This window comes from Polaromonas sp. Polasp52, from assembly GCF_059491565.1.
Map to the genome: position 1 here is coordinate 3,136,523 of NZ_CP168513.1, position 26,661 is coordinate 3,163,183.

At 66.9% G+C, this 26,661-nt stretch carries 25 protein-coding genes; 19 read left to right on the forward strand and 6 right to left on the reverse strand.

Features of this window, described 5'->3' with window-relative positions; all coding sequences use genetic code 11:
• Positions 1 to 5 precede the first annotated feature (5 nt).
• The 7 genes from ACEN9P_RS14655 to ACEN9P_RS14685 all read left to right on the forward strand — a co-directional run bounded on the left by ACEN9P_RS14655 (position 6) and on the right by ACEN9P_RS14685 (position 7,772).
• Positions 6 to 890, forward strand: a complete 885-nt coding sequence (locus tag ACEN9P_RS14655; RefSeq protein ID WP_495619662.1) for an alpha/beta hydrolase — start codon at positions 6 to 8, stop codon at positions 888 to 890.
• Between the two features lie 2 nt (positions 891 to 892).
• Complete coding sequence (locus tag ACEN9P_RS14660) at positions 893 to 3,307, forward strand: 3-hydroxyacyl-CoA dehydrogenase/enoyl-CoA hydratase family protein (protein ID WP_495619663.1); 2,415 nt, start codon at positions 893 to 895, stop codon at positions 3,305 to 3,307.
• Positions 3,307 to 3,813 (forward strand): DUF4442 domain-containing protein, encoded by a 507-nt coding sequence (locus tag ACEN9P_RS14665; protein WP_495619664.1) that lies wholly within the window; start codon positions 3,307 to 3,309, stop codon positions 3,811 to 3,813. Before ACEN9P_RS14660 ends, ACEN9P_RS14665 begins: the two co-directional genes overlap by 1 nt.
• Before the next feature lie 23 nt (positions 3,814 to 3,836).
• The gene (locus ACEN9P_RS14670) at positions 3,837 to 5,036 is read left to right on the forward strand and encodes an acetyl-CoA C-acyltransferase (RefSeq protein WP_477663244.1); all 1,200 of its coding nucleotides are present in this window, start codon (positions 3,837 to 3,839) and stop codon (positions 5,034 to 5,036) included.
• A gap of 194 nt (positions 5,037 to 5,230) precedes the next feature.
• Positions 5,231 to 6,109, forward strand: a complete 879-nt coding sequence (locus ACEN9P_RS14675) for an alpha/beta hydrolase family protein (RefSeq protein WP_495619665.1) — start codon at positions 5,231 to 5,233, stop codon at positions 6,107 to 6,109.
• Positions 6,110 to 6,137: 28 nt separating this feature from the next.
• Positions 6,138 to 6,962, forward strand: coding sequence for an acyl-CoA thioesterase (locus ACEN9P_RS14680; protein ID WP_495619666.1), 825 nt, complete (start codon positions 6,138 to 6,140; stop codon positions 6,960 to 6,962).
• A gap of 27 nt (positions 6,963 to 6,989) precedes the next feature.
• Positions 6,990 to 7,772 carry an enoyl-CoA hydratase gene (locus tag ACEN9P_RS14685; RefSeq protein WP_495619667.1) on the forward strand — a complete coding sequence of 261 codons (783 nt, stop codon included), beginning with the start codon at positions 6,990 to 6,992 and terminating at the stop codon, positions 7,770 to 7,772.
• Positions 7,773 to 8,115: 343 nt separating this feature from the next.
• Here the strand turns inward: ACEN9P_RS14685 and ACEN9P_RS14690 are convergent, their stop codons facing one another.
• Positions 8,116 to 9,108, reverse strand: a complete 993-nt coding sequence (locus ACEN9P_RS14690; protein WP_495619668.1) for a LysR substrate-binding domain-containing protein — start codon at positions 9,106 to 9,108, stop codon at positions 8,116 to 8,118.
• Positions 9,109 to 9,262: 154 nt separating this feature from the next.
• Between ACEN9P_RS14690 and ACEN9P_RS14695 the strand changes: the two genes are divergently transcribed.
• The 5 genes from ACEN9P_RS14695 to hpaI all read left to right on the forward strand — a co-directional run bounded on the left by ACEN9P_RS14695 (position 9,263) and on the right by hpaI (position 14,840).
• A complete protein-coding gene (locus tag ACEN9P_RS14695; protein ID WP_495619669.1) occupies positions 9,263 to 10,279 on the forward strand; it encodes a tripartite tricarboxylate transporter substrate binding protein in 1,017 nt (338 codons plus the stop codon).
• Between the two features lie 29 nt (positions 10,280 to 10,308).
• Positions 10,309 to 11,868: a UxaA family hydrolase gene (locus ACEN9P_RS14700; RefSeq protein ID WP_495619670.1), complete on the forward strand. Its 1,560-nt coding sequence runs from the start codon at positions 10,309 to 10,311 to the stop codon at positions 11,866 to 11,868.
• 156 nt (positions 11,869 to 12,024) lie between these two features.
• Complete coding sequence (locus ACEN9P_RS14705) at positions 12,025 to 13,026, forward strand: Bug family tripartite tricarboxylate transporter substrate binding protein (protein ID WP_495619671.1); 1,002 nt, start codon at positions 12,025 to 12,027, stop codon at positions 13,024 to 13,026.
• A gap of 4 nt (positions 13,027 to 13,030) precedes the next feature.
• Entirely contained in the window at positions 13,031 to 13,990 is a 960-nt protein-coding gene (locus ACEN9P_RS14710; protein WP_477663252.1) for an NAD(P)-dependent oxidoreductase, read from the forward strand.
• Between the two features lie 46 nt (positions 13,991 to 14,036).
• Positions 14,037 to 14,840, forward strand: a complete 804-nt coding sequence (gene hpaI / locus ACEN9P_RS14715) for a 4-hydroxy-2-oxoheptanedioate aldolase (protein WP_495619672.1) — start codon at positions 14,037 to 14,039, stop codon at positions 14,838 to 14,840.
• Between the two features lie 7 nt (positions 14,841 to 14,847).
• Here hpaI and amaB read toward each other — a convergent pair whose 3' ends face one another.
• From amaB to ACEN9P_RS14730, 3 genes are read right to left on the reverse strand one after another with little or no spacing between them, the layout of a single operon-like run.
• Positions 14,848 to 16,359 carry an L-piperidine-6-carboxylate dehydrogenase gene (gene amaB / locus ACEN9P_RS14720; protein WP_495619673.1) on the reverse strand — a complete coding sequence of 504 codons (1,512 nt, stop codon included), beginning with the start codon at positions 16,357 to 16,359 and terminating at the stop codon, positions 14,848 to 14,850.
• Positions 16,360 to 16,389: 30 nt separating this feature from the next.
• Positions 16,390 to 17,616, reverse strand: coding sequence for an aminotransferase-like domain-containing protein (locus tag ACEN9P_RS14725; protein WP_495619674.1), 1,227 nt, complete (start codon positions 17,614 to 17,616; stop codon positions 16,390 to 16,392).
• Entirely contained in the window at positions 17,613 to 18,641 is a 1,029-nt protein-coding gene (locus ACEN9P_RS14730) for a DUF1338 domain-containing protein (protein ID WP_495619675.1), read from the reverse strand. The genes ACEN9P_RS14725 and ACEN9P_RS14730 overlap by 4 nt, the downstream gene beginning before the upstream one ends.
• A gap of 99 nt (positions 18,642 to 18,740) precedes the next feature.
• On the opposite strand from ACEN9P_RS14730, the gene ACEN9P_RS14735 reads away from it, so the two are divergent.
• Positions 18,741 to 19,637, forward strand: coding sequence for a LysR family transcriptional regulator (locus tag ACEN9P_RS14735; RefSeq protein WP_477663257.1), 897 nt, complete (start codon positions 18,741 to 18,743; stop codon positions 19,635 to 19,637).
• A 39-nt stretch (positions 19,638 to 19,676) separates the two neighbouring features.
• Here ACEN9P_RS14735 and ACEN9P_RS14740 read toward each other — a convergent pair whose 3' ends face one another.
• Both ACEN9P_RS14740 and ACEN9P_RS14745 read right to left on the reverse strand, forming a co-directional pair.
• Positions 19,677 to 19,961 carry a hypothetical protein gene (locus ACEN9P_RS14740; RefSeq protein WP_495619676.1) on the reverse strand — a complete coding sequence of 95 codons (285 nt, stop codon included), beginning with the start codon at positions 19,959 to 19,961 and terminating at the stop codon, positions 19,677 to 19,679.
• Between the two features lie 53 nt (positions 19,962 to 20,014).
• Complete coding sequence (locus ACEN9P_RS14745; protein ID WP_477663259.1) at positions 20,015 to 20,836, reverse strand: IclR family transcriptional regulator; 822 nt, start codon at positions 20,834 to 20,836, stop codon at positions 20,015 to 20,017.
• 208 nt (positions 20,837 to 21,044) lie between these two features.
• On the opposite strand from ACEN9P_RS14745, the gene ACEN9P_RS14750 reads away from it, so the two are divergent.
• The 6 genes from ACEN9P_RS14750 to ACEN9P_RS14775 are packed head-to-tail and all read left to right on the forward strand — an operon-like array spanning position 21,045 to position 26,660.
• Positions 21,045 to 22,115, forward strand: coding sequence for an ABC transporter ATP-binding protein (locus ACEN9P_RS14750; RefSeq protein WP_477663260.1), 1,071 nt, complete (start codon positions 21,045 to 21,047; stop codon positions 22,113 to 22,115).
• On the forward strand, positions 22,112 to 22,993 hold the full coding sequence (locus tag ACEN9P_RS14755) for an ABC transporter permease (RefSeq protein WP_477663261.1): 882 nt from the start codon (positions 22,112 to 22,114) through the stop codon (positions 22,991 to 22,993). The genes ACEN9P_RS14750 and ACEN9P_RS14755 overlap by 4 nt, the downstream gene beginning before the upstream one ends.
• 10 nt (positions 22,994 to 23,003) lie before the next feature.
• Positions 23,004 to 23,798: an ABC transporter permease gene (locus tag ACEN9P_RS14760; RefSeq protein WP_495619677.1), complete on the forward strand. Its 795-nt coding sequence runs from the start codon at positions 23,004 to 23,006 to the stop codon at positions 23,796 to 23,798.
• Positions 23,795 to 24,127 (forward strand): (2Fe-2S)-binding protein, encoded by a 333-nt coding sequence (locus ACEN9P_RS14765; RefSeq protein ID WP_477663263.1) that lies wholly within the window; start codon positions 23,795 to 23,797, stop codon positions 24,125 to 24,127. Before ACEN9P_RS14760 ends, ACEN9P_RS14765 begins: the two co-directional genes overlap by 4 nt.
• The gene (locus ACEN9P_RS14770; protein WP_495619678.1) at positions 24,124 to 25,506 is read left to right on the forward strand and encodes an FAD/NAD(P)-dependent oxidoreductase; all 1,383 of its coding nucleotides are present in this window, start codon (positions 24,124 to 24,126) and stop codon (positions 25,504 to 25,506) included. Before ACEN9P_RS14765 ends, ACEN9P_RS14770 begins: the two co-directional genes overlap by 4 nt.
• Positions 25,503 to 26,660: an NAD(P)/FAD-dependent oxidoreductase gene (locus ACEN9P_RS14775; RefSeq protein ID WP_477712493.1), complete on the forward strand. Its 1,158-nt coding sequence runs from the start codon at positions 25,503 to 25,505 to the stop codon at positions 26,658 to 26,660. The genes ACEN9P_RS14770 and ACEN9P_RS14775 overlap by 4 nt, the downstream gene beginning before the upstream one ends.
• Position 26,661 lies beyond the last annotated feature (1 nt).

Genomic DNA, 26,661 nt, shown 5'->3' on the forward strand with positions numbered 1-26,661 from the left:
CTGCCATGGGTGAAGCAATTTCCCGCCTGCGGTCCATGACTTTTGGCGACGCTGCAAGCAGCCCGCCGGCCGCGCGCCGCTGGTATGGGCATTACCTGCTCAAGAAGCCGTTTTTCGGCCGCTTCATGAAACCCTGGCGCTGGCCCGCCGACGTGCCGCAGGAAGGCTGGGAGCGGGTGCACATCACCAGCCGCAGCAGCAGCCGGCTCGAGGCCATCGTGGCGCGCACGCCGCTGCCTCCGCGCGGCGTCGTGGTGTGCGCCCATCCCATGGGTTATGCCTGCAAGGGTTTCTGGCTGCGCCACGGCCATGCCCAGGCACTGCTCGATGCCGGCTTTCATGTGGTGGCTTTCGACTTCAACGGCTTTGGCGAAAGCCCGTCGACCAATTTTGATTTTCCCGGCGATGCGTTGTCGGTGGGTAATTGGGCACGCGGCGCGTTTGCCGGCCTGCCGGTGCATGCGCTGACGGCCTCCTTCGGCGCGATGAACACGCTGAGCGCGATCGCCGAAGCGGATTTCCCCTACGACAAGGTGGTGGCTGAAGGTTGCTCGCCCACGCTGCCCGATTTCTGGAAAGCTTACCCCTTTGCCCACGCGGTGCTCAATATCAGCCGGCGTATCAGTCCGCAGGCCGAGCTGCGCCTGCGGCCCGTGCACCACCTCGCCAATATGCGCGACGTGGACGTGTTGCTGATCCACAGCCGGGCCGACCGCTGGACGCCGGTGCATTTCGGCGACGCCCTGCAACAGGCCGCCTCCAGGCCGGAGCGCATCCAGCGCGTGATCCTCGACAAGGCCGAGCACACCCACGGCATGCGCGACGAGCCGCAGCGCTACTGGAGCGCGGTGCTCGAATTTTTCAACCAGTCATCCCCAACAAGGTCTTAACCATGTCACGATTCCAAGTCAAAAAAGTCGCCGTGCTCGGCGCCGGCGTCATGGGCGCGCAGATCGCCGCCCACCTGGTCAACGTCAAGGTACCGGTGATCCTGTTCGACCTGCCCGCCAAGGAAGGTCCCAAGAACGGCATCGTCATCAAGGCGGTCGAGGGCCTCAAAAAGCTCAAGCCGGCCCCGCTGGGCGTGCCCGAGGACGCGGCGCTGATCCAGCAGGCCAACTACGAAGAGAACATGGAGCTGCTGCGCGAATGCGACCTCGTCATCGAGGCGATTGCCGAGCGCATGGACTGGAAGACCGACCTGTACCACAAGATCGCGCCCTTCATCGCCGACGGCGCCATCGTGGCCAGCAACACCTCGGGCCTGTCCATCACCAAGCTCAGCGAGGCCTTGCCCGAGTCCATCAAGCCGCGGTTTTGCGGCATCCACTTCTTCAACCCGCCGCGCTACATGACGCTGGTGGAACTGATCAATACGCCGACCACCGAACCCAAGGTGCTGGACGACCTGGAAGCCTTTGTCACCAGCGCGCTGGGCAAGGGCGTGATACGCGCCCACGACACCCCCAACTTCATCGCCAACCGCGTGGGCATCGCCAGCATGCTGGCCACCATCAAGGAAGCCGAAGCCTTCAAACTCACCTACGATGTGGTCGACGACCTGACCGGCAAGAAGCTGGGCCGCGCAAGCTCGGGCACTTTCCGCACCGCCGACGTGGTGGGCCTGGACACCATGGCCCATGTCATCAAGACGCTGCAGGACAACCTGGGCCCCGGCAAGGTCGAAGACCCGTTCTCGGACATCTACGGCACGCCGCCTGTGCTGGCCAAGCTGCTGGAATCCAAAAGCCTGGGCCAGAAGACCGGCGCCGGCTTTTACAAAAAACAGGGCCGCGACATCCTGCGCCTGGACCCGGAGAGCATGGAGTACGTGCCCGCCGGCGCCAAGGCCAATGAAGTTGTCGGCCGCATGCTCAAGAAGCCCGCGGGCGAACGCCTGAAGCTGCTGCGCGAAGCAGAGGGTGCGGAAGCGCGCTTCCTCTGGGCCATACTGCGCGACCAGTTCCATTACGCCGCAGTGCACCTGGAAAGCATTGCCGAAACCGCGCGCGACATCGACTTCGCGATGCGCTGGGGCTTTGGTTCCAAGCAGGGCCCGTTTGAGCTCTGGCAGCAGGCCGGCTGGAAGCAGGTCGCCACCTGGATACAGGAAGACATTGACGCCGGCAAGGCGCTGTCCAAGGCGCCGCTGCCCGAGTGGGTGTTCAAGGGCCCGGTGGCCGAGGCCGGCGGTGTGCACACGGCCGAAGGCTCGTGGAGCGCGTCGGCCAAAAAATTCATCCCGCGCCGCAAGCTGCCGGTGTACGAGCGCCAGTTTTTCCCCGAGGACGTGCTGGGCTCGAAGGCGCCCGCGTTCGAAACCGCCGGCACCACCTTGCATGAGGACGACGCGATACGCCTCTGGACGCTGGGCGGTGCGAACGATGATGTGCTGATCGCCAGCATCAAGACCAAGATGCACGCCATCAGCCCCGACGTGGCCGAGGGCCTGGCCATGGGCGTGGACCTGGCCGAGAAAAGCTACAAGGGCATGGTCATCTGGTCCAACGACGAGATGTTCTCGGCCGGCGCCGACCTGCAGGCCATGCTGCCGGCCTTCATGATGGGCGGCGCCAAGGCGATTGAGGGAGCCGAGGCCGAACTGCAGAACGTGATGCTCAAGCTGCGCTATGCGGCCGTGCCCGTGGTGTCGGCGATTCGCGGCATCGCACTCGGCGGCGGCTGCGAAATGGCGGTGCATTCGGCCAAACGGGTGGTCGCGATGGAAAGCTATATCGGCCTGGTGGAAGTCGGTGTGGGCCTGGTGCCCGGCGCCGGCGGCCTGGCTTACATCGCGCGCCGCGCCGCGGAAAACGCCAGCACTTCGACCAACAAGGACATCCTGCCTTTCCTGACCGAAGGCTTCACGGCCGCCGCGATGGCCAAGGTCGGCACCAGCGCGATTGAAAGCCGCAAAATCGGCTATTTGCTCGACAGCGACGTGATCGTGCCGAACAAGGATGAATTGCTCTTCGTCGCGCTCAACGAGGCGCGCGCGCTGTTCAACTCGGGCTACCGCGCGCCGCACAAACGCCAGTTTCCCGTGGTGGGCCGCAACGGCCTGGCCACCATCAAGGGCCAGCTGGTCAATATGCGCGACGGCGGTTTTATCAGCGCCCATGACTTCCACATCGCCGGCCTGATCGCGGGTGTGGTCTGCGGCGGCGACGTCGATGCCGGCAGCCTGGTGACGGAAGAGTATTTGATGACGCTGGAGCGCAAGGCTTTCTGCTCTTTGCTCGAACACCCGAAAACGCAAGAGCGGATCATGGGAATGATGAGCACCGGCAAACCGGTCCGTAACTGATGAACGATCAATCACCCAACCGCCTGGCGCGGCAACTGCAGCGGCTCGATGAAGTGCCGGCTTTTGCCCGCCCCTGGTTTCGCAGCGTGGTGCTGCGCCGCGCCGTGCCCTTCACCGGTACCGCCGGCCTGGACTTCCTCGAGATGGGCACGGGCCGGGTCGAGATCGGCATCAGGAACGAGAAGAAGGTGCAAAACTACATAGGCGGCGTGCACGCCTCGGCCATGAACCTGCTGGCGGAAACCGCCACCGGCATGGTGGTGGGCATGAATGTGCGCGACGACTGCATCCCGCTGGCCAAGGAACTCAAGATGGCGTTCAAAAAGCGCGCCACCGGCGCCCTGCGCGCCGTGGCGACGCTGAGCGATGAGCAGCGCGCAGCCATGCGGGCCAGCGACAAGGGTGAAGTCAAGGTGCCGGTCGTGGTGACCGATGAGGCCGGTGTGAACCCGGTGGAATGCGAATTTGTCTGGGCCTGGATTCCCTCCGGCCCGCGGAAAAGTTAACCGAGAAATTGAAGGAAACCATCATGGCCAAACAAGTCCAGGAAGCCTACATCGTCGCCGCCACGCGCACGCCCATAGGGCGCTCGCACAGGGGCTATTTCCGCAACACGCGGCCCGACGACCTGCTGGTCAAGGCGCTGCAGGCCGCGCTCGCGCAAGTGCCCTCGCTGGACCCCAAGGCGATTGAAGACATCATTTGCGGCTGCGCGATTCCCGAAGGCCCGCAGGGCTTGAACGTGGCGCGCATAGGCGCGGTGCTGGCCGGCCTGCCGACCAGTGTGGGCGGCATCACCGTCAACCGTTTCTGCGCCTCGGGCCTGTCGGCCATCCAGATGGCGGCCGACCGCATCCGCGTGGGCGAAGCCGACGTGATGATTGCCGCCGGCACCGAAAGCATGAGCATGGTGCCGATGTCGGGCAACTCGCCTTCGCTGTCGCCCAATATGTTCATGAACGACGAAAACGTCGGCATTGCTTACGGCATGGGCCTGACGGCCGAGAAGGTGGCCCAGCAGTGGAAGGTCTCGCGCGAGGCGCAGGACCAGTTCGCGCTCGAGTCGCACCTCAAGGCGATCAAGGCCCAGCAGGCCGGCGAGTTCAGCAATGAAATCACGCCCGTCGAAGTGACCGACCGCACGGCCAACCTGGAAACTGGTGAAGTGGTCGCCAAGACCCGCACCGTGAGCCTGGACGAGGGCCCACGCCCCGACACCTCGCTCGAAGGCCTGGCCAAGCTCAAGACGGTGTTTGCCGCGCGCGGTTCGGTCACCGCCGGCAACAGCTCGCAGACCTCCGACGGCGCGGGCGCGCTGGTGCTGGCCAGTGAAAAAGCCGTCAAACAGTTCGGCCTCAAGCCGCTGGCGCGTTTTGTGAGTTACGCCGCCAAAGGCGTGCCGCCTGAAATCATGGGCATTGGCCCGATTGAGGCGATTCCCGCCGCACTGCGTTATGCCGGCCTTACGCAGGACGACATGGACTGGATCGAGCTGAACGAAGCCTTTGCCGCGCAGTCGCTGGCCGTGATCAACACGCTCAAGCTGGACCCGGCCAAGGTCAACCGCATGGGCGGCGCGATTGCGCTGGGCCATCCGCTGGGCGCGACGGGAGCGATCCGGGCGGCTACCGTGATTCATGCTTTGCACAGGCATCAACTGAGATACGGCATGGTGACCATGTGCGTGGGGATGGGACAGGGCGCAGCCGGCATCTTCGAGCGCGTGTAGCGTGGGGCTACTGCGCGGGCGCATTGCGTCGTTGCAGCCCAAAGAAAATCCTCACGACCCTGAAGGTCGCTCCGGTTTTCTTCGGGCACCCGCGCCTCGCACTGCATCCCGCTCGCTACGCCCTTGAGGCTGTTGCGGGGGGGCGTGGCGCCGAGTTAGTTGACGGTAATTGCTGATACTTTCAGGAGACATCGATGCAAATCCAGACTCTGGCCACCGGCACCGCGCAGCTCTCGCTGCGGGTTTATGACGTCACGCAAGCCGCCCACACCAGCGTGGTGATAGGCGGCGCCATGGGCGTGCGGCAGCATTACTACGCGCCGTTTGCGCAGTGGCTGTCCAGCCAGGGTTTTCGTGTCACGACCTTTGACTACCGCGGCTCGGGCGACTCGTTGCCGGCCACGGCCGGTGGCAGCCTGCGCGGCTTCAAGGCCGACCTGCTGGACTGGGCCGGCGACTACGAGGCCGTGGTCGATGCCGCCAAGGCGGCCTTGCCCGATGCGCCGCTTTACCTTTTGGGCCACAGCCTGGGCGCGCAACTGCCGGGTTTCTTCAAGAACCAGCACAAGGTTGACGGCATGGTCAGCATTGCGGCGGGCAGCGGCTACTGGCGCGACAACGCACCCCAGCTCAGGCGCATGATTCTGTATTTCTGGTACGTGCTGGTGCCGCTGGCGACGCGGCTTTTCGGCTATTTCCCGGGCCGCTCGCTGCGCAAGGTCGGCGACCTGCCGGCCGGCGTGATGATGCAGTGGCGCAAGTGGTGTTTGAACCCGCAGTACAGCGTGGGCGCCGAGGGCGAAAGCGCGCGCCTGAGTTACGGCAAAGTCAGCTTTCCGGTCACGGCGCTGTCCATCGCCGACGATGAACTGATGACCTGGCGCGGCACGCAAAACCTGATCAACCTGTATGCCAATGCGCCGCGCACCTTTGAGCGCATCACGCCGGCGGACCTGAAGGTCAAGCGCATAGGCCATTTCGGATTCTTTCGCGAGCAGTTCAACAACACCCTGTGGCCGCGCGCCCAGCAAATCATCGAAGGCATGGCCGGCGTCGCCAGGACGACGGCCTGAGTCGCGAAGTTCGTGCAAACTTGCCGGCATGACAAGCATGCATTCTTTTGACCAGGCGCTGCGGCTAACAGCCGCCGGCGCCGACAGGCCGGACACCTGGCTGGGCCACAGCAGCCCCGACTACTGGAACATGGTGGGGCCCTTCGGCGGCACCACGGCTGCCACGGCCCTGCGTGCCATCCTGCTGCACCCGGCCTTGCTGGGCGAGCCGGTGGCGCTGACGGTGAACTATGCGGCGGCCATGGCCGAAGGGCCTTTCAGCGTGACGGCCAGACCGGCGCGCACCAACCGCTCCACCCAGCACTGGACGGTGGAGCTGTCGCAGGACGGCGATGCCGCCGGTGCCGTGATGACAGCCACGGCCGTCACGGCGGTGCGCCGCGAAACCTGGAGCCTTGACGACACACCCATGCCCGCGGTGACGCTGGCCGATGCGACGGGCCGCTTGCGTTTTGCCACGTCGGCCTGGACCAACCGCTACGACATGCGGCCGGTGCGCGGCGTGATTCCGCAGGTCTGGGACGGCAGCGGCGTGGACAGCCTCACGCAGTTGTGGGTGCGCGACGACCCGCCGCGCCCGCTGGATTTCCCGGCGCTGGCCGCCATGTCCGATGTGTTCTACCCGCGCGTCTGGCTGCGCCGCGCCACGCGCGTGCCGGCCGGCACGGTCTCCATCACGACTTACTTCCATGCGGACAGCCGGCAGCTTGCCGAATGCGGCGACGGCTTTTTGCTGGGCCAGGCCAAGGCCCAGGCCTTTCGCAACGGCTTTTTCGACCAGACGGCGCAGCTGTGGAGCGAAGCCGGCGTGCTGCTGGCCACCAGCACGCAGGTCGTCTATTACAAGGAATGAGACACTTGAGGTCTTGACGGAAACACCATGAACACTCCCACCCCTATCCCCGAAATCCTGAGCCATGTCGACGCCGGCGTGATGACCATCACGCTGAACCGCCTGGACAAGAAAAACTCCATCACCTCCGCCATGTACGGCGCCATGGCCGACGCGCTGGAAGCCGCCAACCACGACACGGCGGTGCGCGCCGTGGTCATCCAGGGCCATGAGACGATTTTTTCGGCCGGCAACGACATTGCCGACTTCCTGAACAAGCCGCCCGCGACGCAGGACTCGCCGGTGTTCCGCTTCCTGCGCGGCATCAGCAGCTTTCCCAAGCCGCTGGTGGCCTCGGTGTGCGGCCCGGCCGTCGGCATAGGCACCACGCTGCTGCTGCATTGCGACCTGGTGTACGCGGGCGACAATGCCGCTTTCTCCATGCCTTTTGTGAACCTGGGCCTGTGCCCCGAGGCGGCGTCCAGCCTGCTGGTGCCCCAGCTCATGGGTTACCCGCGCGCGGCCGAGGCGCTATTGCTGGGCGAACCCTTCATGGCGGAGACCGCGCTCGAAATCGGCTTGATCAACCGCATCGTGCCGCCCACCGAAGCCAATGCGCTGGCGCAAAGGCAGGCGCAAAAGCTGGTCGCCAAGCCGCTGAGCGCGCTGATGGAAACCAAGCGCCTCATGAAAAAAGGCAACGCCACCCTGGTGGCCGAGCGCATGGCCGAAGAAGGCGCGAGTTTTGGCCGCATGCTGGGTGAGCCGGCTGCGCGCGAGGCGTTTTCGGCCTTTCTTGAAAAGCGCCGGCCAGACTTCAGCGCAGTCTGAAGTCTGCGTCCGAAGGACGGCCGCGAAGCGGGCTGGCGGTTTCGTTAAAAGCGCCGGCCAGACTTCAGCGCAGTCTGAAGTCTGCGTCCGAAGGACGGCCGCGAAGCGGGCTGGCGGTTTCGTTAAAAGCGCCGGCCAGACTTCAGCGCAGTCTGAAGTCTGCGTCCGAAGGACGGCCGCGAAGCGGGCTGGCGGTTTCGTTAAAAGCGCCGGCCAGACTTCAGCGCAGTCTGAGGTCTGCGTCCGAAGGACGACCGCGAAGCGGGCTGGCGGTTTCGCTACAAGCGCAAGCCGGATTTCAGCGCAGTCTGATTCTTGCTCCTTTCCCCAGCGGGGGAAGGACTCACGCCACGCTGCGCCGCCTGGCCGCCGGCTTGCGAGCCTTGGCCTGCGGATCGGATTGCCGGATGGATTCCGCGGTCAGGCGCAGGCAGGCCATCAACTGCTCGCTGCTGGGCGTCAAGCGCCGGCCCCGCACGGTGATGAGCCCTATGGGCGGCAGTTCGATCGGAACCTCGATAGCCAGGACGTCGAACAAACCTTCCCGCTGGAAGTGCAGGGCGACCGAGCGCGCCAGGAATCCGGCCGCGTCACGCTGCTGCACAAAGGTGCTGAGCGCCAGGAAGGACGATGTCTCGATGATGTCGCTGGGCGGGTTCAGGCCGTGGCGAAAAAAAGTCTGTTCGAGCTTCACGCGCAGCGATGCCCAGGGCGGGGGCAGCACGCAGGGCATGCCGGCCAGGTCGTTCCAGCCCGGTTTTTTCTGGCGCATGAGCGCATGGCCGTGTTTGACCACGGCCACCATGGGCTCGTCGAACAGCGCCTCCGTCACCAGGTCGGGGGCGGCGTAGCCTGGCTCCAGGCGGCCGACGAACAGGTCCAGCTCGCCCATGCGCAGCCGCGGCAACAGCCGCGTCAGGTCACCTTCCTCGACCAGCACGGTTGCCAGGGTTGAACGCTGCTTGAGCAGCTTGACGGCGCCCGCCAGCAGCACGGGCATGGCCACCACCATGGCGCCCACACGCGTGCGTCCGGCCGCGCCGCTGGCCACCGCGGAAATCTCGTCGCGCGTGCGCTCATATTCGGCCAGCACCGAGCGGGCAAACCGGATCAGCGCCTGGCCGCTGGAGGTCGGTTCTGTCCCTCGGGTGGAGCGGTCGAACAGGGTGAGCTCGAGCATGCTCTCGACCTCGGAGAGCATTTTCGAGACGGCGGGCTGGCTGACCGACAGGAACTCGGCGGTCCGGCCCAGGTGGCGGAACTGGTCCAGCGCCACCAGCAGCTGCAGATGGCGCAGCTTGATGTTGGAACGCAGGGCGCGGTCTATCTGGGTCATGAATCATGTTAACCGAAAGGCTATGAAGCGATTCTGAAATTCGATTAGATTGTTATGAGGAAGCCGACAAGAATCGGGGCACAAGAAATGCGCAAAGCAGCAGCCATCGCCGTGGCGAATACCGCGCACATCCACCCAGAGGCAGACAAACCCGATGAAAACGACCCCCCAGCTTCCCCTTGTTCCCGTCAACACCAGGCGCCGCAGCCTGCTGATCGGCGGCGCCGCGCTCGGCGCCGTGGCGCTGGCCAAACCCCTGGGTGCCGCGGCCCAGGGCTATCCCGAGCGGCCCCTCACCTTCATCTGCCCCTGGCCCGCGGGCGGCACCGCCGACCAGTCCATGCGCGCCCTGTGCCAGGTCGCTTCGCGCGTGCTGGGCCAGGCCATCGCGGTGGAAAACAAGGCGGGCGCTTCCGGCATGATCGGCACCCGGGCCATGGCCTCCGCCAAGCCCGACGGCTACACCATCGGCCAGATCCCGATTTCCGTCACGCGCTTTTCGCAGCTGGGCACACTGCAATTGGACCCGCTCAAGGATTTGACCTACTTGGCCCGCACCTCGGGCCAGACTTTCGGCATGGCCGTCCCCGCGGAATCGCGCTTCAAGTCCTTGCAGGAGCTCGTCGCCTTTGCCAAGGCCAACCCCGGCAAGCTGACTTATGCCCACGCGGGCGTCGGCGGCGCCACGCACGTGGGCATGGAAGAGTTCGCGCTGGCCGCGGGCATCCAGTTCAACCATGTCCCCTACAAGGGCGGCGCCGAGGCCCTGCAGGCCGTGCTCGGCGGGCATGTGGACCTGCTGGCCGATTCCAGTTCCTGGGCGCCGCATGTTGAGGCGGGCAAGCTCAGGCTGCTGGCCACCTGGGGCGAACGCCGCGCTTCGCGCTTCAAGGACGCGCCCACGCTCAAGGAGTTGGGCTACAACGTCGTGGTCGATGCGCCCAACGGCATAGGCGCGCCCAAAGGCCTGGACCCGGCCGTGGCCATGAAGCTGCGCGAGGCCTTTCGCGTGGCCGTGGCCAGCCCCGAGTTCAGGCAGGTGGCCGACAGGATAGATGCGCCCGTGCTGTATCTCGACGGCCCCGACTACGAAAAATACGTGGCCGCCATGTACCAGAAAGAAACCACCCTGATCGATAAGCTCAAGCTCAAGGAATTGATGAAGAGCTAGAAGCCCGGCGCCGAGCGCCGAAAGAAACCATGACCACCACCACGACCGCTTCTCTCCCCGGCTCCCCCGCCGCCAGCCCGCTGATACGCCTGCACGCCAACGACAACGTGCTGGTCGCCAAAACCGCGCTGTCGCTGGGCCAGGAACTGCCGGAAGCCGGCGCGCGCGCGCGGGCGCAGGTGCCGGCGGGGCACAAGGTCGCGGCCCGCCGCATCGCGCGGGGCGAGCGCATCCTGAAGTACGACACGGTGATCGGTGTGGCCGCCCGCGACATCGAGGCGGGCGACTATGTGCATTCGCACAATATGGCGCTGGTGGATTTTGAGCGCGACCCCGCTTTCGGGCAGGACGTGCGGCCGGTGGACTATGTGCCGCAGGCCGAGCGCGCCAGCTTCATGGGTTTTGTGCGCCCCGACGGCCGCGTCGGCACCCGTAATTTCATCGGCATCCTGTCCTCGGTCAATTGCTCGGCCACCGTCATCAAGAATATCGCGGCCCACTTCACGCCTGAGCGGCTGGCGGCCTTCCCCCATGTGGACGGCGTGGCGGCCTTCGCGCAGACCAGCGGCTGCGGCATGTCGTCCCCCAGCGAGCATTTCGACGTGCTGCGCCGCACCCTGGCCGGCTATGCGCGCCACCCCAACCTGGCCGGCGTGCTGATCGTCGGCCTAGGCTGCGAGCGCAACCAGGTGTCGTCGCTGGTGGAGTCGCAGGGCCTGGAGACCAGCAAGCTGATGCGCACGATGGTGATGCAGGAGGTCGGCGGCACCCGCGCCACGATAGAGGCCGGTATCGCCGCCGTTCTGGAGATGCTGCCTGAAGCGAATGCGGCCAGGCGCCAGCCTGTGCCGGCGAGCCACCTGAAGATAGGCCTTGAGTGCGGCGGCTCGGACGGTTTTTCCGGCATCACGGCCAACCCGGCGCTGGGCGCGGCCATGGACATCCTGGTGCGCCACGGCGGCACCGCCATCCTGTCGGAGACCCCTGAAATCCACGGCGTCGAATACATGCTCACCCGCCGCGCCGTCACGCCCGAAGTGGGGCAGAAGCTGCTGGACCGGCTGGCCTGGTGGGAAAAATACACGGCGGGCCACAACGCGCAGTTCAACGGTGTGGTCGGTCACGGCAACCAGGCCGGCGGGCTGGCCAATATTTTCGAGAAGTCGCTGGGCTCGGCCATGAAGGGCGGCACCACGCCGCTGCAGGCGGTCTATGAATATGCCGAGCCTATCACCCAGAACGGCTTTGTCTTCATGGACTCGCCCGGCTACGACCCGGTGGCCTCGACCGGCCAGATTGCCAGCGGTGCCAACCTGATCTGCTTTACCACCGGCCGGGGCTCCATGTTCGGCTCCAAGCCGGCGCCCACGATCAAGCTGGCCAGCAACACGGCCATGTTCAAGCGCCTCGAGGAGGACATGGACATCAACTGCGGCGCCATCCTGGACGGCGAGCTCGACGTCGCGCAGATGGGCCGGCGGATTTTTGAGGAGATCCTGCGCCACGCCTCGGGCGAGCCGACCAAGAGCGAGGCGCTGGGCCTGGGCGACCACGAATTTGTGCCCTGGCACCTGGGCATCGTCAGCTGAGTGGCGCAACAGCTGTCGACTGCGCTTGAAGCATCCCGCCAGGGGCTGCCCGACGGGCGGCACATGGCAAGCGGCCGGAGGGCCGGCCGAGGCGATCCGCCTGAAAGGCCCTCGAAGCGCCAGACCGTTTGAAAAATACACAAGGAGACAATGACCATGCCAAGCCTTACTCCCACCGTGCGGCGCATCGCCCGCCGCATGCTGCTGCTGGCGGCCCTGGCCGCCTGCGCGCTGAGCCCGGCGGCCCACGCGCAAAGCGACTATCCCAGCAAGCCGCTGACCCTGCTGGTGCCATACCCTGCCGGCGGTGCCAACGATGCCGTGGCACGCCTGGTGGGGCAAAAGATGGGCGAGAGCCTCAAGCAGCCGGTCGTCATCGACAACCGCCCCGGTGCCGGCACCACCATCGGCACCGCCGCGGCGGCCAAGGCCGCTCCCGACGGCTACACGCTGGTGCTGGGCTCGCTGGCGAGCCACGCGGTCAGCCCGCATCTCTATGCCAAGCCCGGTTATGACGCCATCGCCGACTTCACCCCCGTGGGCACCATAGGCGTGGTGCCCATGGTGCTGATCGTCGCCAAGGAGTCGCCCTACACCGACCTGCGCTCGCTGGTCGAAGCCGCGCGGCGCCAGCCGAATACGCTGAACTATGGTTCCGCCGGCAACGGCTCGCCGCTGCACCTGGCGGCCGAGCTGTTCAAGCAGAGCGCGCATATCCAGATCAGCCATGTGCCCTACAAGGGCGGCAACGCGCACACCATGGACCTGTTGGGCGGCCGGCTCGACATGATCCTGGATACCTTGACCAGCGCCGCGCCGCTGATCAAGGGCGGCAAGGTCCGGGCCCTGGCTGTCGCGGCGCCCTCACGCCTGCCCGAGCTGCCGGGTGTCCCCACTTTTTCGGAGGCGGGCTACCCCGGCTTTGAAGTCAATGCCTGGTATGCGCTGTACGCACCCGCCAAGACCAGCAAGGAAGTCATCAGCCGCCTCAACGCGACGCTTGTCGCCGTGCTCAAGCAGCCCGACGTTCTGGAAAAATTCGGCAACCTGGGCGTGCGGACCCAGCCCGGCGCGCCGCAAGACCTGGCCCGCTTTACCCAGGACGAATGGGACCGCTATGGCAAGCTCATTACCGCCAGCGGCATCCGCATAGACTGAGCCCATGGATTCCAACTTCCAGGTTCTCGTCACCGCTGCCCACTGGGCCTCGTCCGCGCAAGACATCGTGCGCGGCGCGGGCGGGCAGATCACTTTTCTGCCCGATCCCGTCACTGAAGACGTACTGGCGGCTCAGCTGGCGGCCACAGGCGCGCAGGCTGTGGTGCTACGGGGCTCCAAGCCCATTTCGGCGCGCGTGCTGGCCGCCGCCCCGGCGCTGAAGATCGTCGCCAAGAACGGCGCGGGCGTGGACAGCGTGGACCTGGCCGCCGCCCGCCAACGCGGCGTCGCCGTCGCCGTGGCGCCCGCCGCGAATGCCGATGCCGTGGCTGAGCACGCGCTGGCGCTCATGCTCTCGCTCACACGGCAATTGCCTTTGCTCGACAACATGGTGCGCGGCGGTCGCTGGGCCGACGGCAGTTGGCAAGGGCGCGATTTCCGCGGTGCCGTGGTTGGCATCGTGGGCTACGGCAGCATAGGCCGCAGCACGGCGCGGCTTGCCGCCGCGCTGGGCGCCCGGGTGCTGGTGTTGCGCCCCCATGGGCAGGCGGACAGCCATGCCACAGAGCCCGACCTGGACCGCTTTCTGGCACAGGTCGACATCCTGAGCCTGCACTGCCCGCTGACCGAACGCACACGCGGCCTGATAGGCCGGCGCGAGCTGTCGCTCATGCGGCGCGGCGGCCTGCTCATCAATACGGCGCGCGGCCCCGTCGTGGACGAAGCGGCGCTGCTGGAGGCCTTGCAGTCCGGCCAGCTGGAGGGTGCCGGGCTGGATACCTTTGACACCGAGCCGCTGCCGGCCGGCCACCCGCTACTGGCGTTGCCCAATGTGCTGCTCACGCCGCATGTCGCGGGCGTCACCCGCGACGCGGCCCTGCAGGTGGCGAACATCACCGCGCGTAACATCGTGGATTACCTGGCCACCGGCACCTTGCCCGCCCATCACCTCGTGGCGGCTTGAGCCGGTCCGGCCGCTCCTTTATTTCCCGACCCGACCCGACACTTCCATGCCCGCCAACAATCCCTTCAAAACCGCTCTCGCTGCCCGCCGGCCCCAGGTGGGTCTGTGGCTTTCCATGGCCGATCCCTACCTCGCCGAGGTCAGCGCCACGGCCGGCTTCGACTGGCTGTTGATCGACGGCGAACATGCACCCAACGATGTGCGTAGCACACTGGCTTCGCTGCAGGCCGTGGCGCCCTACCGCGCGCAGCCCGTGGTGCGCGCGGTGGCCGGCGAGGTGCCACTGATCAAGCAATTGCTGGACATAGGCGCACACAACCTGCTGATTCCCATGGTCGACACGGCCGAGCAGGCGCGCGCCATGGTCAGCGCCACACGCTATCCGCCGCTGGGCATCCGCGGCGTCGGCAGCGCCGTGGGGCGTGCTTCGCGCTGGAGCGCGCGCACCGATTACCTCGACGCAGCGGACGACGAAGTCTGCCTGCTGGTGCAGGCGGAAACCGTGACAGCCCTGGGCAACCTGGAGGCGATTTGCGCGGTGGAGGGCGTGGACGGCGTTTTTATAGGACCGGCCGACCTGGCCGCCTCCATGGGCCACCGCGGCAAGCCTGGCCACCCCGAGGTGCAGGCTGCGATCGAGGGTGCCATGAAAACCATCATCGCTTCGGGCAAGGCGGCGGGCACACTGACCTCGGACCCGGCGCTGGCCAGGCGTTACCTCGCGCTGGGCTGCACGTTTGTGGCCGTCGGCGTCGACGTCCTGGTCTATGCCAACGCCGCCAGGCGCCTGGCTTCGGACCTTGTGCCATCCGGCGCCGTGCAGCCGGCCGGGCCCGGCGCGGCCTACTGACTAGATATCAAATATCAAAGCGTATGCCCTGGGCCAGCGGCAGGCTTGAGCCGTAGTTGACGGTATTCGTCGCGCGGCGCATATAGGCCTTCCACGAATCGGATCCCGACTCGCGGCCGCCGCCGGTTTCTTTCTCGCCGCCGAAGGCGCCGCCTATCTCGGCGCCGCTGGTGCCTATGTTGACGTTGGCGATGCCGCAGTCCGAGCCGCGCGCCGAGGTGAAGAGCTCGGCCTCGCGCAGGTCCTGCGTGAAGACGGCCGATGACAGGCCGTGCGCCACCGCGTTGTTCATCGCGATCGCGTCCTCAAAGCTGTCGTAAGGCACGACGTAGAGGATGGGCGCGAAGGTCTCGTGCAGCATGGGGCCGGCCTGCTCTTTCAGTTCCACAATCGCAGGGCGCACATAGTGGGCCGTGCCCTCGCCGGGCTGCTTGTCGCCGAAGTGCACCTGGGCGCCCAGCTTTTTGGCTTCGGCCAGGGCAGACTGCATGGCGTCGAACGCGCGGCCGTCTATCAGCGGGCCGACCAGCGTGCCGTCTTTGAGCGGGTTGCCTATGGGCAGGCGTTCAAACACGGCGACCAGGCGTTTGACCAGTTCCGGGTAGATGGAGCGGTGCACGATGAGGCGGCGCAAGCTGGTGCAGCGCTGGCCGGCGGTGCCGGCGGCCGCGAAGGCTGCGCCGCGCACCACGAGTTCCAGGTTGGCCGAAGGGGCGACGATGGCCGCGTTGTTGCCGCCCAGTTCCAGCAGCGAGCGCTTGAACAGGCCCGCGCAGGTGATGGCCACGTTTTTGCCCATGGCGGTGGAGCCGGTGGCGCTGACCAGTTTCACATGCGGGTGATTCACCAGCGCCTCGCCGGTGGCGCGTTCGCCTATCAGCAACTCGCTCAGGCCTTCGGTGGCCAGGCCCAGGTCTTTGGCCGTCTGCAGCAGCAGGCCGTTGAGCGCGATGGCCGACAGCGGGGTTTTTTCCGAAGGTTTCCAGGCCAGGGTGTTGCCGCAGACCAGGGCCAGCGCGGCATTCCAGGCGAATACCGCCATCGGGAAGTTAAAGGCCGAGATGATGCCGACCACGCCCACGGGGTGCCAGGTTTCCAGCAGCTTGTGGTCGGGGCGCTCGCTGGCAATCGTCAGGCCGTACAGCTGGCGCGACAGGCCCACCGCGAATTCGCAGATGTCTATGACCTCCTGCACCTCGCCCAGGCCTTCCTGCAGGATCTTGCCGGTTTCCAGCGAGATCAGCTGGCCCAGCTCGGCCTTGTGGCGGCGCACGGTTTCGCCGAAGGCGCGCACCAGCTCGCCGCGCTTGGGCGCGGGCACGTTGCGCCACTGGAGAAAACGCTGCTGGGCGGTGTTGAGCGCGCTGTCCACCTCGGCGGCGCTGTGCACGGCCACGCGGGCCAGCTGGCTGCCGTCTATGGGTGTGGCCACGGTGATGGCCGAGGCCGCCTTGCTGTTCAGTTCAGCGGCGAGGCCCAGGGCTTTGAAGAGGGATGAAACGTCGTTGGCGTGACTCATGATGAAGTCCTTTCTTGGTGTGTCTTGAAATCAGTTGTTCGCGGCTTTGGCGGCAAGCTCGCGCAGGCCGCGGCCCAGGCGTTCGGCGCCCTGCCGCAGCGCCTGGTGCGCGGGGTTGGCAAAACTCAGGCGCAGCCAGGGCTGTGCGGCGCCGCTGATGCTGAAGGCCGCGCCCGGCACCACCAGCACCTGGTTGGCGAGGCCGAAGTCCACCCAGGCCTGGGTGGACAGCAAGGGCATGCTCGCGGGCAGCTTTGCCCATATGAACATGCCGCCTTGCGGCTTGTCAAATTCAAGCAAGCCGCCGCAATGCGTGCGCAAGGCCTGGTCCAGCGTATCGCCTTTCGCGGCATACGCCGGGCGCAGCATGTCCAGGTGCGATGCCAGGCGTCCGGAAGCCAGCATGAGCGCCAAGGTCAATTGCTCCAGCGATCCGCTGTGCACATCGGCCGCCTGTTTGGCCAGCACCACGCCGCGCGCGATGTCGGTCGGCGCAAGCAGCACACCCAGGCGCAGGGCCGGGGCGACCACCTTGGAGTAGCTGGTCATGTAAGCGACCTGCGCGGGCGAGCCGGCCTGCTGGTTCAGTTGCGCGAGTGAGGGCGGCGGCGCCGCGCCAAACCAGAGTTCTCCGTAGGGATCGTCCTCGAGCAGCGTCACGCCGTATTGCGCGGCCAGTTCCAGCAGGCGCAGGCGGCGCGCCAGCGGCATCACGGCGCCGGTCGGATTGGCGAAGTTGGGAACCACATACAGCACGCGCGGGCTTTCGGCCCGCAGCAGGGCTTCGAGCTTTTCGACGTCCATGCCTTGCGCATCGGTCGGCACTTCCACGAGGCGCGCGCCCGCGAAGCGAAAAGCCTGCAGTGCGGCGGGATAGTTAAAGGATTCCACGGCCACGCCTTCGCCGGGCTCGACCAGCACCCGCGCGAGCAGGTCTATGGCCTGCTGCGAGCCGGTGGTGATCAGCACGTCCTCCGTTTGCGCCGTGAGGCCGCGTCCCTGCAGCAGCGCCGCGCTGGCTTCGCGCAGCGCGGGCAGGCCTTCGGTCGCGCCGTATTGCAGGCTGCGGCCTTGCAGCGTGCCCGCTACTTCCAGCAGCGATTCGCGCAGCCACTCGGCCGGCAGCAGCGCCGGGTCGGGGTGGCCGCCGGCCAGCGACACCATGCCCTCACGGCCGGCCAGCGCCAGCATGGCGCGTATCGGCGAGCCGCTGGCCTGCGCGTAGAGCGGGCGCAGCGGCCCGCGCGCGGCCGTCATGCGCGGGCGGCCGTCATGCCAAAAATGCCGGTGGCATTGCCGGCGTCAAAGGCCAGGTCCAGGCGCGGCTGCACCGGGTCGTTGGCCGCGCCGGCCGTGTGCAAGGTATCACGCGTGATGAATTCATAAAACGAGCCGGGCACTTCGCGCCAGACGCGGCCTTCGGGCGTGATGAAGTCGCGCTGCACGCCCGCGGCGCGAAAGGCCGTCTGGCGCACGCGGCCGCTGGCGGAGACTTCGACCTTGTCCTTGATGGGCCGGCCCAGCGCGCGCTGGCGTGCCGCCACCGCGTCCACGTCGTCTACGCGGTCGGTCGCGTGGTTGAAGGCATTGCCCTCGGTGGAAATCCAGGCCATCTCGGCGGATTCGGCCAGCAGCAGTTCGTAGTCGTCCATCGCGAACACGCCGTGCTGGCGGTCAAAGCATTGCAGCAGCTGCGGCAGCAGGCGCAGCGCCTGCGCCAGCGGCAGCACGCCGTCGCGCGTGAGCTGCTCCAGGTCGGCAATGTCCTGCGGGCCCAGCGGGTCGCGCGAGGTCGACAGCACGCGCGTGACGGCGGACTGGAAGGGCGCGGAGAACTGCTCGGGATGCAGCTCGGAGACAAAAAACTGCGCGATCTCTTCGGGGAAATCGCGGTGGCTGTAGGCGCGGCCCGTCATCTTCAGGCGCGGCAGCGGGTAGGTGCCCTGCAGCTCAAAACCCAGCGGGCGCAGCACGCGCGTGAAGGCCGCCTCGCCGGCCGGCAGGGCGCCGCTGGGCCAGCGCACGGTGCGCAGCGCGCCGTGGTCGAACACCACCTTGCGCTGCTGGCCCAGCACGTCGCTGGCGATGTAGTCCTGCCCGGCCGGCACCCGCTGCACCAGGCCGTGGAACAGCGCCATATTCAGTGCCTGGGCCAGCTCCGCGCGGCTTACGCTGCCCGTCGCGGCTTGCTGCAGGCCGGGATGGACGTACATCTGTTCATGGATGGCTTGGACGGCTTCGGGCGGAAGGCAGGCGGCGAGCAGCTTCTGGAGGTGGGTCATGTCAGGCGTATTTATGGTGGGTGAAAGCCGGATTTTCGGCAGTTTCAACCATGCGCACAAAGGATCAATTTCGATGGATGCATGAGATATATTCATGTCATGCGCCGAAAAATCCCCTCCACCCAGGCCCTGCTGGCCTTTGAGGCAGCCGCCCACCGCGGCAGCTTTACCCTGGCGGCGCAAGACCTGTCGGTCAGCCAGAGCGCGGTCAGCCACCAGATCCTGGGACTGGAGCAGGAACTGGACGTGAGCCTGTTCCGCCGCCTGCCGCGCCAGCTGGAATTGACCGACGCCGGCCGCTCGCTGCTGGCGCGGGTCAGCCCGGCGCTGGATGCGCTGGAAGCCGCGATGCTGGACCTGGTCTCGTCCAAAGGCGAGGGCGGCACGCTGGAGCTGGGCGTGGTGCCCACTTTTGCGACCAAGTGGCTGATCCCGCGCATGCCGTCTTTCCTGAAGGCGCATCCGCATGTGACTTTGAACCTGGCCACGCGCTTGCAGCCCTTCGACTTTTCATTGACGGGGCTGGACGCCGCCATCCACTACGGCCGGCCCGACTGGCCGGGCACGGAATCGGAATACCTGATGGGCGAGGACAGCGTGGTGGTCTGCAGCCCGGCATTGATCAAGGAGCGCCGGCTGCGCGAGCCGGCCGACGTGCTCAATTTCACCCTGATCCACCAGAGCACGCGCCCGCACGCCTGGCGCGACTGGTTCCAGCTGGCCGGCATTGACGACGCGCAGGGCGCCGGTGCCGGCCCCAAGTACGAGCTGTTCTCCATGATCGCGCAGGCCGTCAAGGCCGGCCTGGGCCTGGCCGTGCTGCCGCGCTTCCTGGTGGCCGACGACATCGCCGACGGCACGCTGGCCGTGCCCTTTGAGCTCTCGCTGAGTTCGGACTTCGCCTACTACCTGGTCTGGCCTTCGCAAAAGACCAGCTGGCGGCCCTTGGTGCAGTTGCGAGAATGGCTGCGCGAGCAATCGGCTTCGTTGAAGTGAACGAACGGCGAGCAGGTCGCCGCGTGCCTGGGCCGGTCTTTAATCGGCTTTCTTTCCCGATGTCCATAACTGCACGAGGCCGAGCATCAGCAGCAGCGTCCCCAGGGCCATCCAGATCCCGACAAGTCCACGCGGCCCCATCACCTCGAAAGTCCAGGTTTGTGTCCAGGCCCATTTACCCATAAAGGGCGGAACGGAAGGTGTGAGCCATTCCGCCCAGGCCAGGCAAAACGAGATCGCCGCAAGCCCCAGCTTGAAGACTGCCCATTCTTTGACTGAAAGGATCGCACGTTGCTGCTTGGCGAGTTTGTTGTCGTTATCCATGAGGCCTTTCCATTCTTAGTGGCGTGGAGAAGGATTGCAACGTCAAGAGTGTCTCAGGCCTTGTCGGCCGGGGCCAAACTCTGCGCGGGCCGCCGCAAGGTGCTGTCAAACGGATTGATCTGCGCGCCTATGGCCGTGGCCTCGCGCTTGAGCAACTCCACCACCGTGGGCAGGCGGTCCGGGCTCAGGCGCGAGGAAATCGTGCCCACGCTGAGCGCGGCGACGGCGCGGCCGTCGCGATCCAGCACCGGCACGCCGACGCCGGCCATGCCGTCCAGCAGGTTGGTGTTGCGCCCGGCGTAGCCGAGCTCGCGCACGCGCTCGATCTCGGTGCGCAGGTAGACCTCGTCATACACGCCGAACTCGCGCACGCGCGGCAGGTTGTAGCGGATCACTTCCTCGCGTTCGGTTTCGGGCAGAAAGGCCAGGATGGCCAGGCTGCCCTGGCCCATGCCCAGGGCCACACGCCCGCCTATGTCGCCGGTGAAAGAGCGTATCGGGAAGGGCCCCTCGCTGCGGTCCAGGCAGACCGCGTCAAAGCCGCTGCGCACCAGCAAAAAGATGGTGTCGCCCAGGCTGGCGCACAGGCGCAGCATGGACGGCCGGCACAGGCCGCGCAGGTCCATGGCGTTGCCGGCCTGGGCGGCCAGCGCAAAAAATTCGATGCTCAAACGGTAGAGCTTGGAGCCGGCTTCCTGCTCCACCACACGCTCGGCCACCAGGCTTTGCAGGATGCGGTGGGTGGTGGCCTGGGTCAGGCCCGTGGACTTGGCGATGTGGGTGATGCGCCCGCCCTTGGCCTGGGTCGCCGCCAGCGCGCGAATGATGGAAAAGGCGCGCTGCACGCTGCTGGAGCTATTGTCTTCGTCTTTCACAGCCTCTCCTTTGGCGGAATCCGTATTGTCCCAAGTGTATATAAATTCCGTTAAACGGAATAAATCAAATAAAGATATCTCTATACGGAATAACCTATTGACGATTTTTTCGTACATGCCCTAGCATGAAGTCATCAAGGTGTCACCGTTTTGTACGTCGTTTGGTACGTGCGGCGCTGGCCACCCCCTTGTTGCAGAGGTGCTCCCCATGTCCTTTTTGACCCTGGCGAATGTGAACAAGTCCTATGGCGCGACGCGTGCCGTGGCCGACATGAACCTGTCGGTGGACAAGGGCGAATTCGTCTCGCTGCTGGGCCCCTCGGGCTGCGGCAAGACCACCACCTTGCAGATGATCGCGGGCTTTTGTGAGGTCACGTCCGGCCAGGTCACGCTGGACGGCCGCGACATCACCCATGCCAAACCCAATTCGCGCGGCCTGGGCATCGTGTTCCAGAGTTATGCGCTGTTCCCGCACATGAGCGTGTACGACAACGTGAGCTTCGGCCTGGAGATGCGGCGGGTTCCCAAGGAAGAGCGCACCGAACGCGTGAAGGCCGCGCTGGCCCTGGTGCACCTGGAGGGGCACGCTCATCGCTACCCGCGCGAGCTTTCGGGCGGGCAGCGCCAGCGCGTGGCCTTGGCGCGCGCCCTGGTGATTCAGCCGCCCGTGTTGCTGCTCGACGAGCCGCTGTCCAACCTGGACGCCAAGCTGCGCGAAGAAATGCAGTTCGAGCTGCGGCAGATCCAGCGCAAGGTCGGCACCACCACCATCATGGTCACGCACGACCAGACCGAGGCCATGTCCATCAGCGACCGTGTGGTCGTCATGGAAGCCGGCCGCGTCACGCAGATCGACCAGCCGCACCGGCTCTATGAACACCCGCAGACCCGCTTTATCTCGAACTTTGTCGGCAAGGCCAATTTGCTCGAAGGCCGCGTAGCGGCCACCGGCCCCTGGACCACGGTGAATGTGGGCGGCAATGTGCCGGTCGAAGTCGAGGCCGCCGGCGTGTCGCAGGGCGATGCGGTGGTGCTGAGCCTGCGCCCCGAAAAAATCCGCCTGGTGCACGAGGCCCAGGGCCGCATAGGCGGCACGGTCAAGGAGCGCTTCTTCCTGGGCAGCCAGTGGCTCTACCAGGTGTCCACCGCGGCCGGCCAGCTTGCGGTGGTCTGCCCCAACGACGGCACTGCGCCGGCCGAAGAGGGCGCCAACGTGGGCCTGGACTGGGCCGCGCAACAGGTGCGCCTGCTGCCCGGCGCGCAAGGGGTGCCGGCATGAGCGGCGCCGCCGCGGCTGCTGCGCCCCGGGCAAGCGCCTCGCGCGCGCCCTGGCTGCTGTCGGCGCCGGCTTTCACGCTGTTCGCCTGCCTGCTGCTGGTGCCGCTGGCGCTCACGGCGGTGCTGTCCTTCCAGGTCTTCGACCACGCCACCGGCGTCAAGAACAGCTTCACGCTGGCGCATTACGCCGCCGTGCTGACGGACGACTATTACCACGGCATCTTCTGGCGCACGCTGTGGATTTCGGCGCTGACCACGCTGATCTGCGTGCTGGTGGGCGCGCCCGAGGCCTATGTGCTGAGCCGCATGCGCAGCCCCTGGCGCTCGATTTTGCTGCTGGTGGTGCTGGCGCCGCTGCTGGTCTCGGTGGTGGTGCGTGCCTTCGGCTGGAGCATGCTGCTGGGCCCCGAGGGCGTGGTCAACCAGCTCATGCGCGCCGTCGGCCTGCCGTCCATGCGCATCCTTTACACCGAAGGGGCCGTGGTCATCGCGCTGGTGCACGTGATGCTGCCTTTTATGGTGATCCCGGTGTGGACCTCGCTGCAAAAGCTGGACCCGGGCGTGGAAGACGCGGCGCTGTCGCTGCAGGCCTCGCACTTCACCACCTTGCGCCGCATCATCTTTCCGCAGGTGCTGCCGGGCGTGCTCTCGGGCAGCCTGATCGTTTTCGGCCTGAGCGCCAGCGCCTTCGCGATCCCGGGCCTGCTGGGCGGGCGGCGCCTGAAGATGGTGGCCACCGTGGTCTATGACGAATACCTGCACGAACTCAACTGGCCGCTGGGCGCGGCGATCGCGCTGACCCTGCTGCTGGCCAACCTGGCCATCATGCTGAGCTACAACCGCGTGCTCGAGCGCTCCTACAAAAAATCACTCGGATAAGGAGCGCGCCATGTCCAAAAACGGTCCCCTCGCGCTGCTCTTCAATGCGCTGGTCATCGCCTTCATGCTGGCGCCGCTGGTCATCGTCTGCGTGGTGGCTTTCACGCCGGGCAACACGCTGGCCATCCCGACCACGGAGTTTTCCCTGCGCTGGTTCCGCGCGGTGTTCGCGCATTCGGACTTTGTGCAGTCCTTCAAGAACAGCCTCTGGCTGGCCTCGATTTCGGCCACGCTGGCGACCGTGCTGGCCGTGCCGGCCGGGCTGGCGATCGCGCGCCATACTTTCCCCGGCCGCGATTTCCTCAACGGCCTGTTCCTCTCGCCGCTCATCATTCCGCACCTGGTGCTGGGTGTGGCGCTGCTGCGCACCTTCTCGCTGATAGGCGCGACCGGCAGCTTCTTCTGGCTGGCGCTCGCGCACGTGGTCATCATCACGCCCTATGTGCTGCGCCTGGTGCTGGCCTCGGTGGAGGGCAGCGACCGCAGCGCCGAGCAGGCGGCCCTCTCGCTGGGCGCGAGCCAGGCCACGGTGTTCACCCGCGTCACGCTGCCCATGATTTTGCCCGGCGTCACCGGCGGCTGGCTGCTGGCCTTTATCAACAGCTTTGACGAGGTGACCATGTCCATCTTCGTCACCGCGCCTTCCACCGTGACGCTTCCGGTGCGCATGTATATGTACGCGACCGAGTCCATAGACCCGCTGATGGCGGCGGTCTCCGCGCTCATGGTGGCGCTGACCGCGGTGGCCATGCTGGTGCTGGACCGCATCTATGGCCTTGACAAGATTCTGGTGGGACACAAATGACGCCATCCGACGAAACCCCCGGTGCGGCCGGGAAATCCAGGGCATTGCTGCAGCGCGTGGCCGAAGGCGGCCGCAAGCCCGTGGGCTTTGTGCTCAACGGCCAGCCGCTCACGGCGCTGGCCGGCGACACGGTGCTGACGGCGGTGCTCACGCACAGCGCGCGGCTGCGTTTCAGTGAATTCAGCGGTGAGCCGCGCGCCGGCTTTTGCCTGATGGGCGCCTGCCAGGACTGCTGGGTCGCCACCGAGTCGGGCAAGCGCCTGCGCGCCTGCGGCACCTTCATCGAAGAAGGCATGCGGCTGGTGACCGGCGCGGAGGGGCTGGCATGAGCGTGCGGCCTGTCATTGTGGGTGCCGGCCCGGCCGGCGTGCGCGCGGCCCAGGCCCTGGTGGCGCACGGCCTGCGGCCGGTGGTGGTGGACGAAGCACCGCGCTGGGGCGGGCAGATTTACCGCCAGCCGCCCGAGGGGTTCACGCGGCCCAAAGAGGCGCTTTATGGTTTTGAGGCCGGGCGCGCCCATGCGCTGCACGGCGCGATGGCGGCCATCCTGGACAAGGTCGACTACCGGCCCGACACCCTGGTCTGGAGCGCCGAAGGCGGCAAGCTGGACCTGTTGCACCAGGGCGCGATGAGCACCTTGCCCTATAGCCATCTCATCGTCGCCACCGGCGCGACGGACCGCGTGCTGCCCTTTCCGGGCTGGACGCTGCCCGGTGTCTACACGCTGGGCGCCGCGCAGGTGGCGCTCAAGTTCCAGGGCTGCGCCATCGGCTCGCGCGTGGTCTTTGCCGGCACCGGACCGCTGCTGTACCTGATCGCCTACCAATATGCCAAGGCCGGTGCCAAGGTCGCGGCGGTACTCGATACCGCAAGCTTCGCGGACAAGGCCGCCGCCGTGCCCGCCATGCTGCGCCAGCCGGCGCTGCTGGCCAAGGGCCTGTATTACCTGGGCTGGCTGCGCGCACACGGCATTGCGGTGCACCAGGGCGTGGAGCTGGCCGCTGCCGAGGGCGGCGAGCGCGTGCAGGCCATGCATTGGCGCAAGGCCGGCCGCGAGCACCGCATCGCCTGCGACGCCGTGGGCTTTGGCTACGCGCTGCGCTCGGAGACACAGCTGGCCGACCTGCTGGGCTGCCGCTTTGCCTATGACGACCTGCAGCGCGGCGCGCTGCCCGAGCGCGATGCGGCCGGGCGTTCCAGCGTGGCCGGCGTTTACCTGGCCGGCGACGGCGCCGGCATCATGGGCGCCGATGCGGCCGAGTGGGCTGGCGAGCGCGCGGCGCTGGCCCTGCTGGCCGATACCGGGCAGCTCATGGACAACTCGCGCGCCTTGTGGCTGGAGCAGCGCCTGGCGCGCGTCGCCGCGTTTCGCCGGGGGCTGGAGCGCGCCTTTCCTTTTCCGGACGGCTGGGCCGCGGCCGCGCCCAATGAGCTGGTGGTGTGCCGCTGCGAGGAAATCACGGCGGGGCAATTGCGCCGCTGCGTGGCCGATACCGGCGCGCGCGAGATGAACCGCCTCAAGGCGCTGACGCGCGTCGGCATGGGCCGCTGCCAGGGCCGCAGCTGTGGTGTCGCGGCCGCCGAGATTCTTGCGCAGGCTTGCGCCGTACAGCCAGGTGCCGTGGGCCGCCTGCGCGGCCAGTCACCGATCAAGCCCTTGCCGTTTTCGGCCATGGCCGCGCCGGCGCCCCGGCAGGAGGCCGCATGATGGAGCGCATCACGGCTGACGTGGCGATTGTGGGCGGCGGCATCATGGGTGCGTCGGCCGCGCTGTTCTTGCGCCGCATGGGTTTTACGGTGGTGCTGCTCGAGCGCGACCTTTGCGGCTCGCGCTCCAGCGGCGTGAACTACGGCGGCGTGCGCCGCCAGGGCCGGCCGGCCAGCCAGCTGCCGCTGTCGCAGCGCGCGCAAGGCCTGTGGGCGCGCCTGCCCGAACTGATAGGCACGGACGGCGAATACATCCAGTCCGGCCACCTGAAGATCGCACGCAGCGAGGCCGATCTGGCTTCGCTGGAAAGCTACCGCGAGCGCACCCAGGAATTCGGCATGGATTTGCGCATGCTGTCCACGCGCGCCTTGCGTGAGCGCTGCCCCTGGCTGGGCCGGGCCGCCGTCGGCGCCTCGCTGTGCCCGGGCGACGGCCAGGCCAACCCGCGCCTGGTGTCGCCGGCCTTCGCGCTGGCCGCGCACAGGCTGGGCGCCCACATCCGCGAGCAGACCCGTGTGGACGAGGTCGCGCGCGACGGGGAGGTTTTTGTGCTGCGCTCGGGCGATGCGCTGGAAGTGCGCGCCAAACATCTGCTCAACTGCGCCGGCGCCTGGGCGGACCGCATCGCCGCGCAATTCGGCGAGACCGTGCCCATGGAGTCCGGCCACCCCGAGATGGCGGTGACTGAGCCGCTGCCCGTCTTCATGGACCTGAGCCTGGGCGTGGAAGGCGGCGGCGTCTACGCCCGCCAGGTGGCGCGCGGCAACTGCGTCATAGGCGGCGGCCGGGGTTATGCGCTGGACGACCAGCGCGCCCGCGTGCAGCGCAGCGGCCTGGCCGGCCTGATGCAGCAGACCGTCGAGCTGCTGCCGGCGCTGAAGAACGCCCACATCATCCGCACCTGGAGCGGCACCGAAGGCTACCTGCCGGACCGCCTGCCGGTGCTGGGCCCCAGCGCCACCACACCGGGCCTGATTCATGCATTCGGTTTTGCCGGCGGCGGCTTCCAGCTGGGGCCGGGGGTTGGTGCGGTGCTGGCCGACCTGGTCTGCGAAGGCCGCAGCGCCACGCCGATAGACGCTTTTTCGATTCAACGTTTTTCCGCCAGCCCGCGTGCGGCAACCACCGGGCCTGCCTCTTTCACTGTTGTCTAGT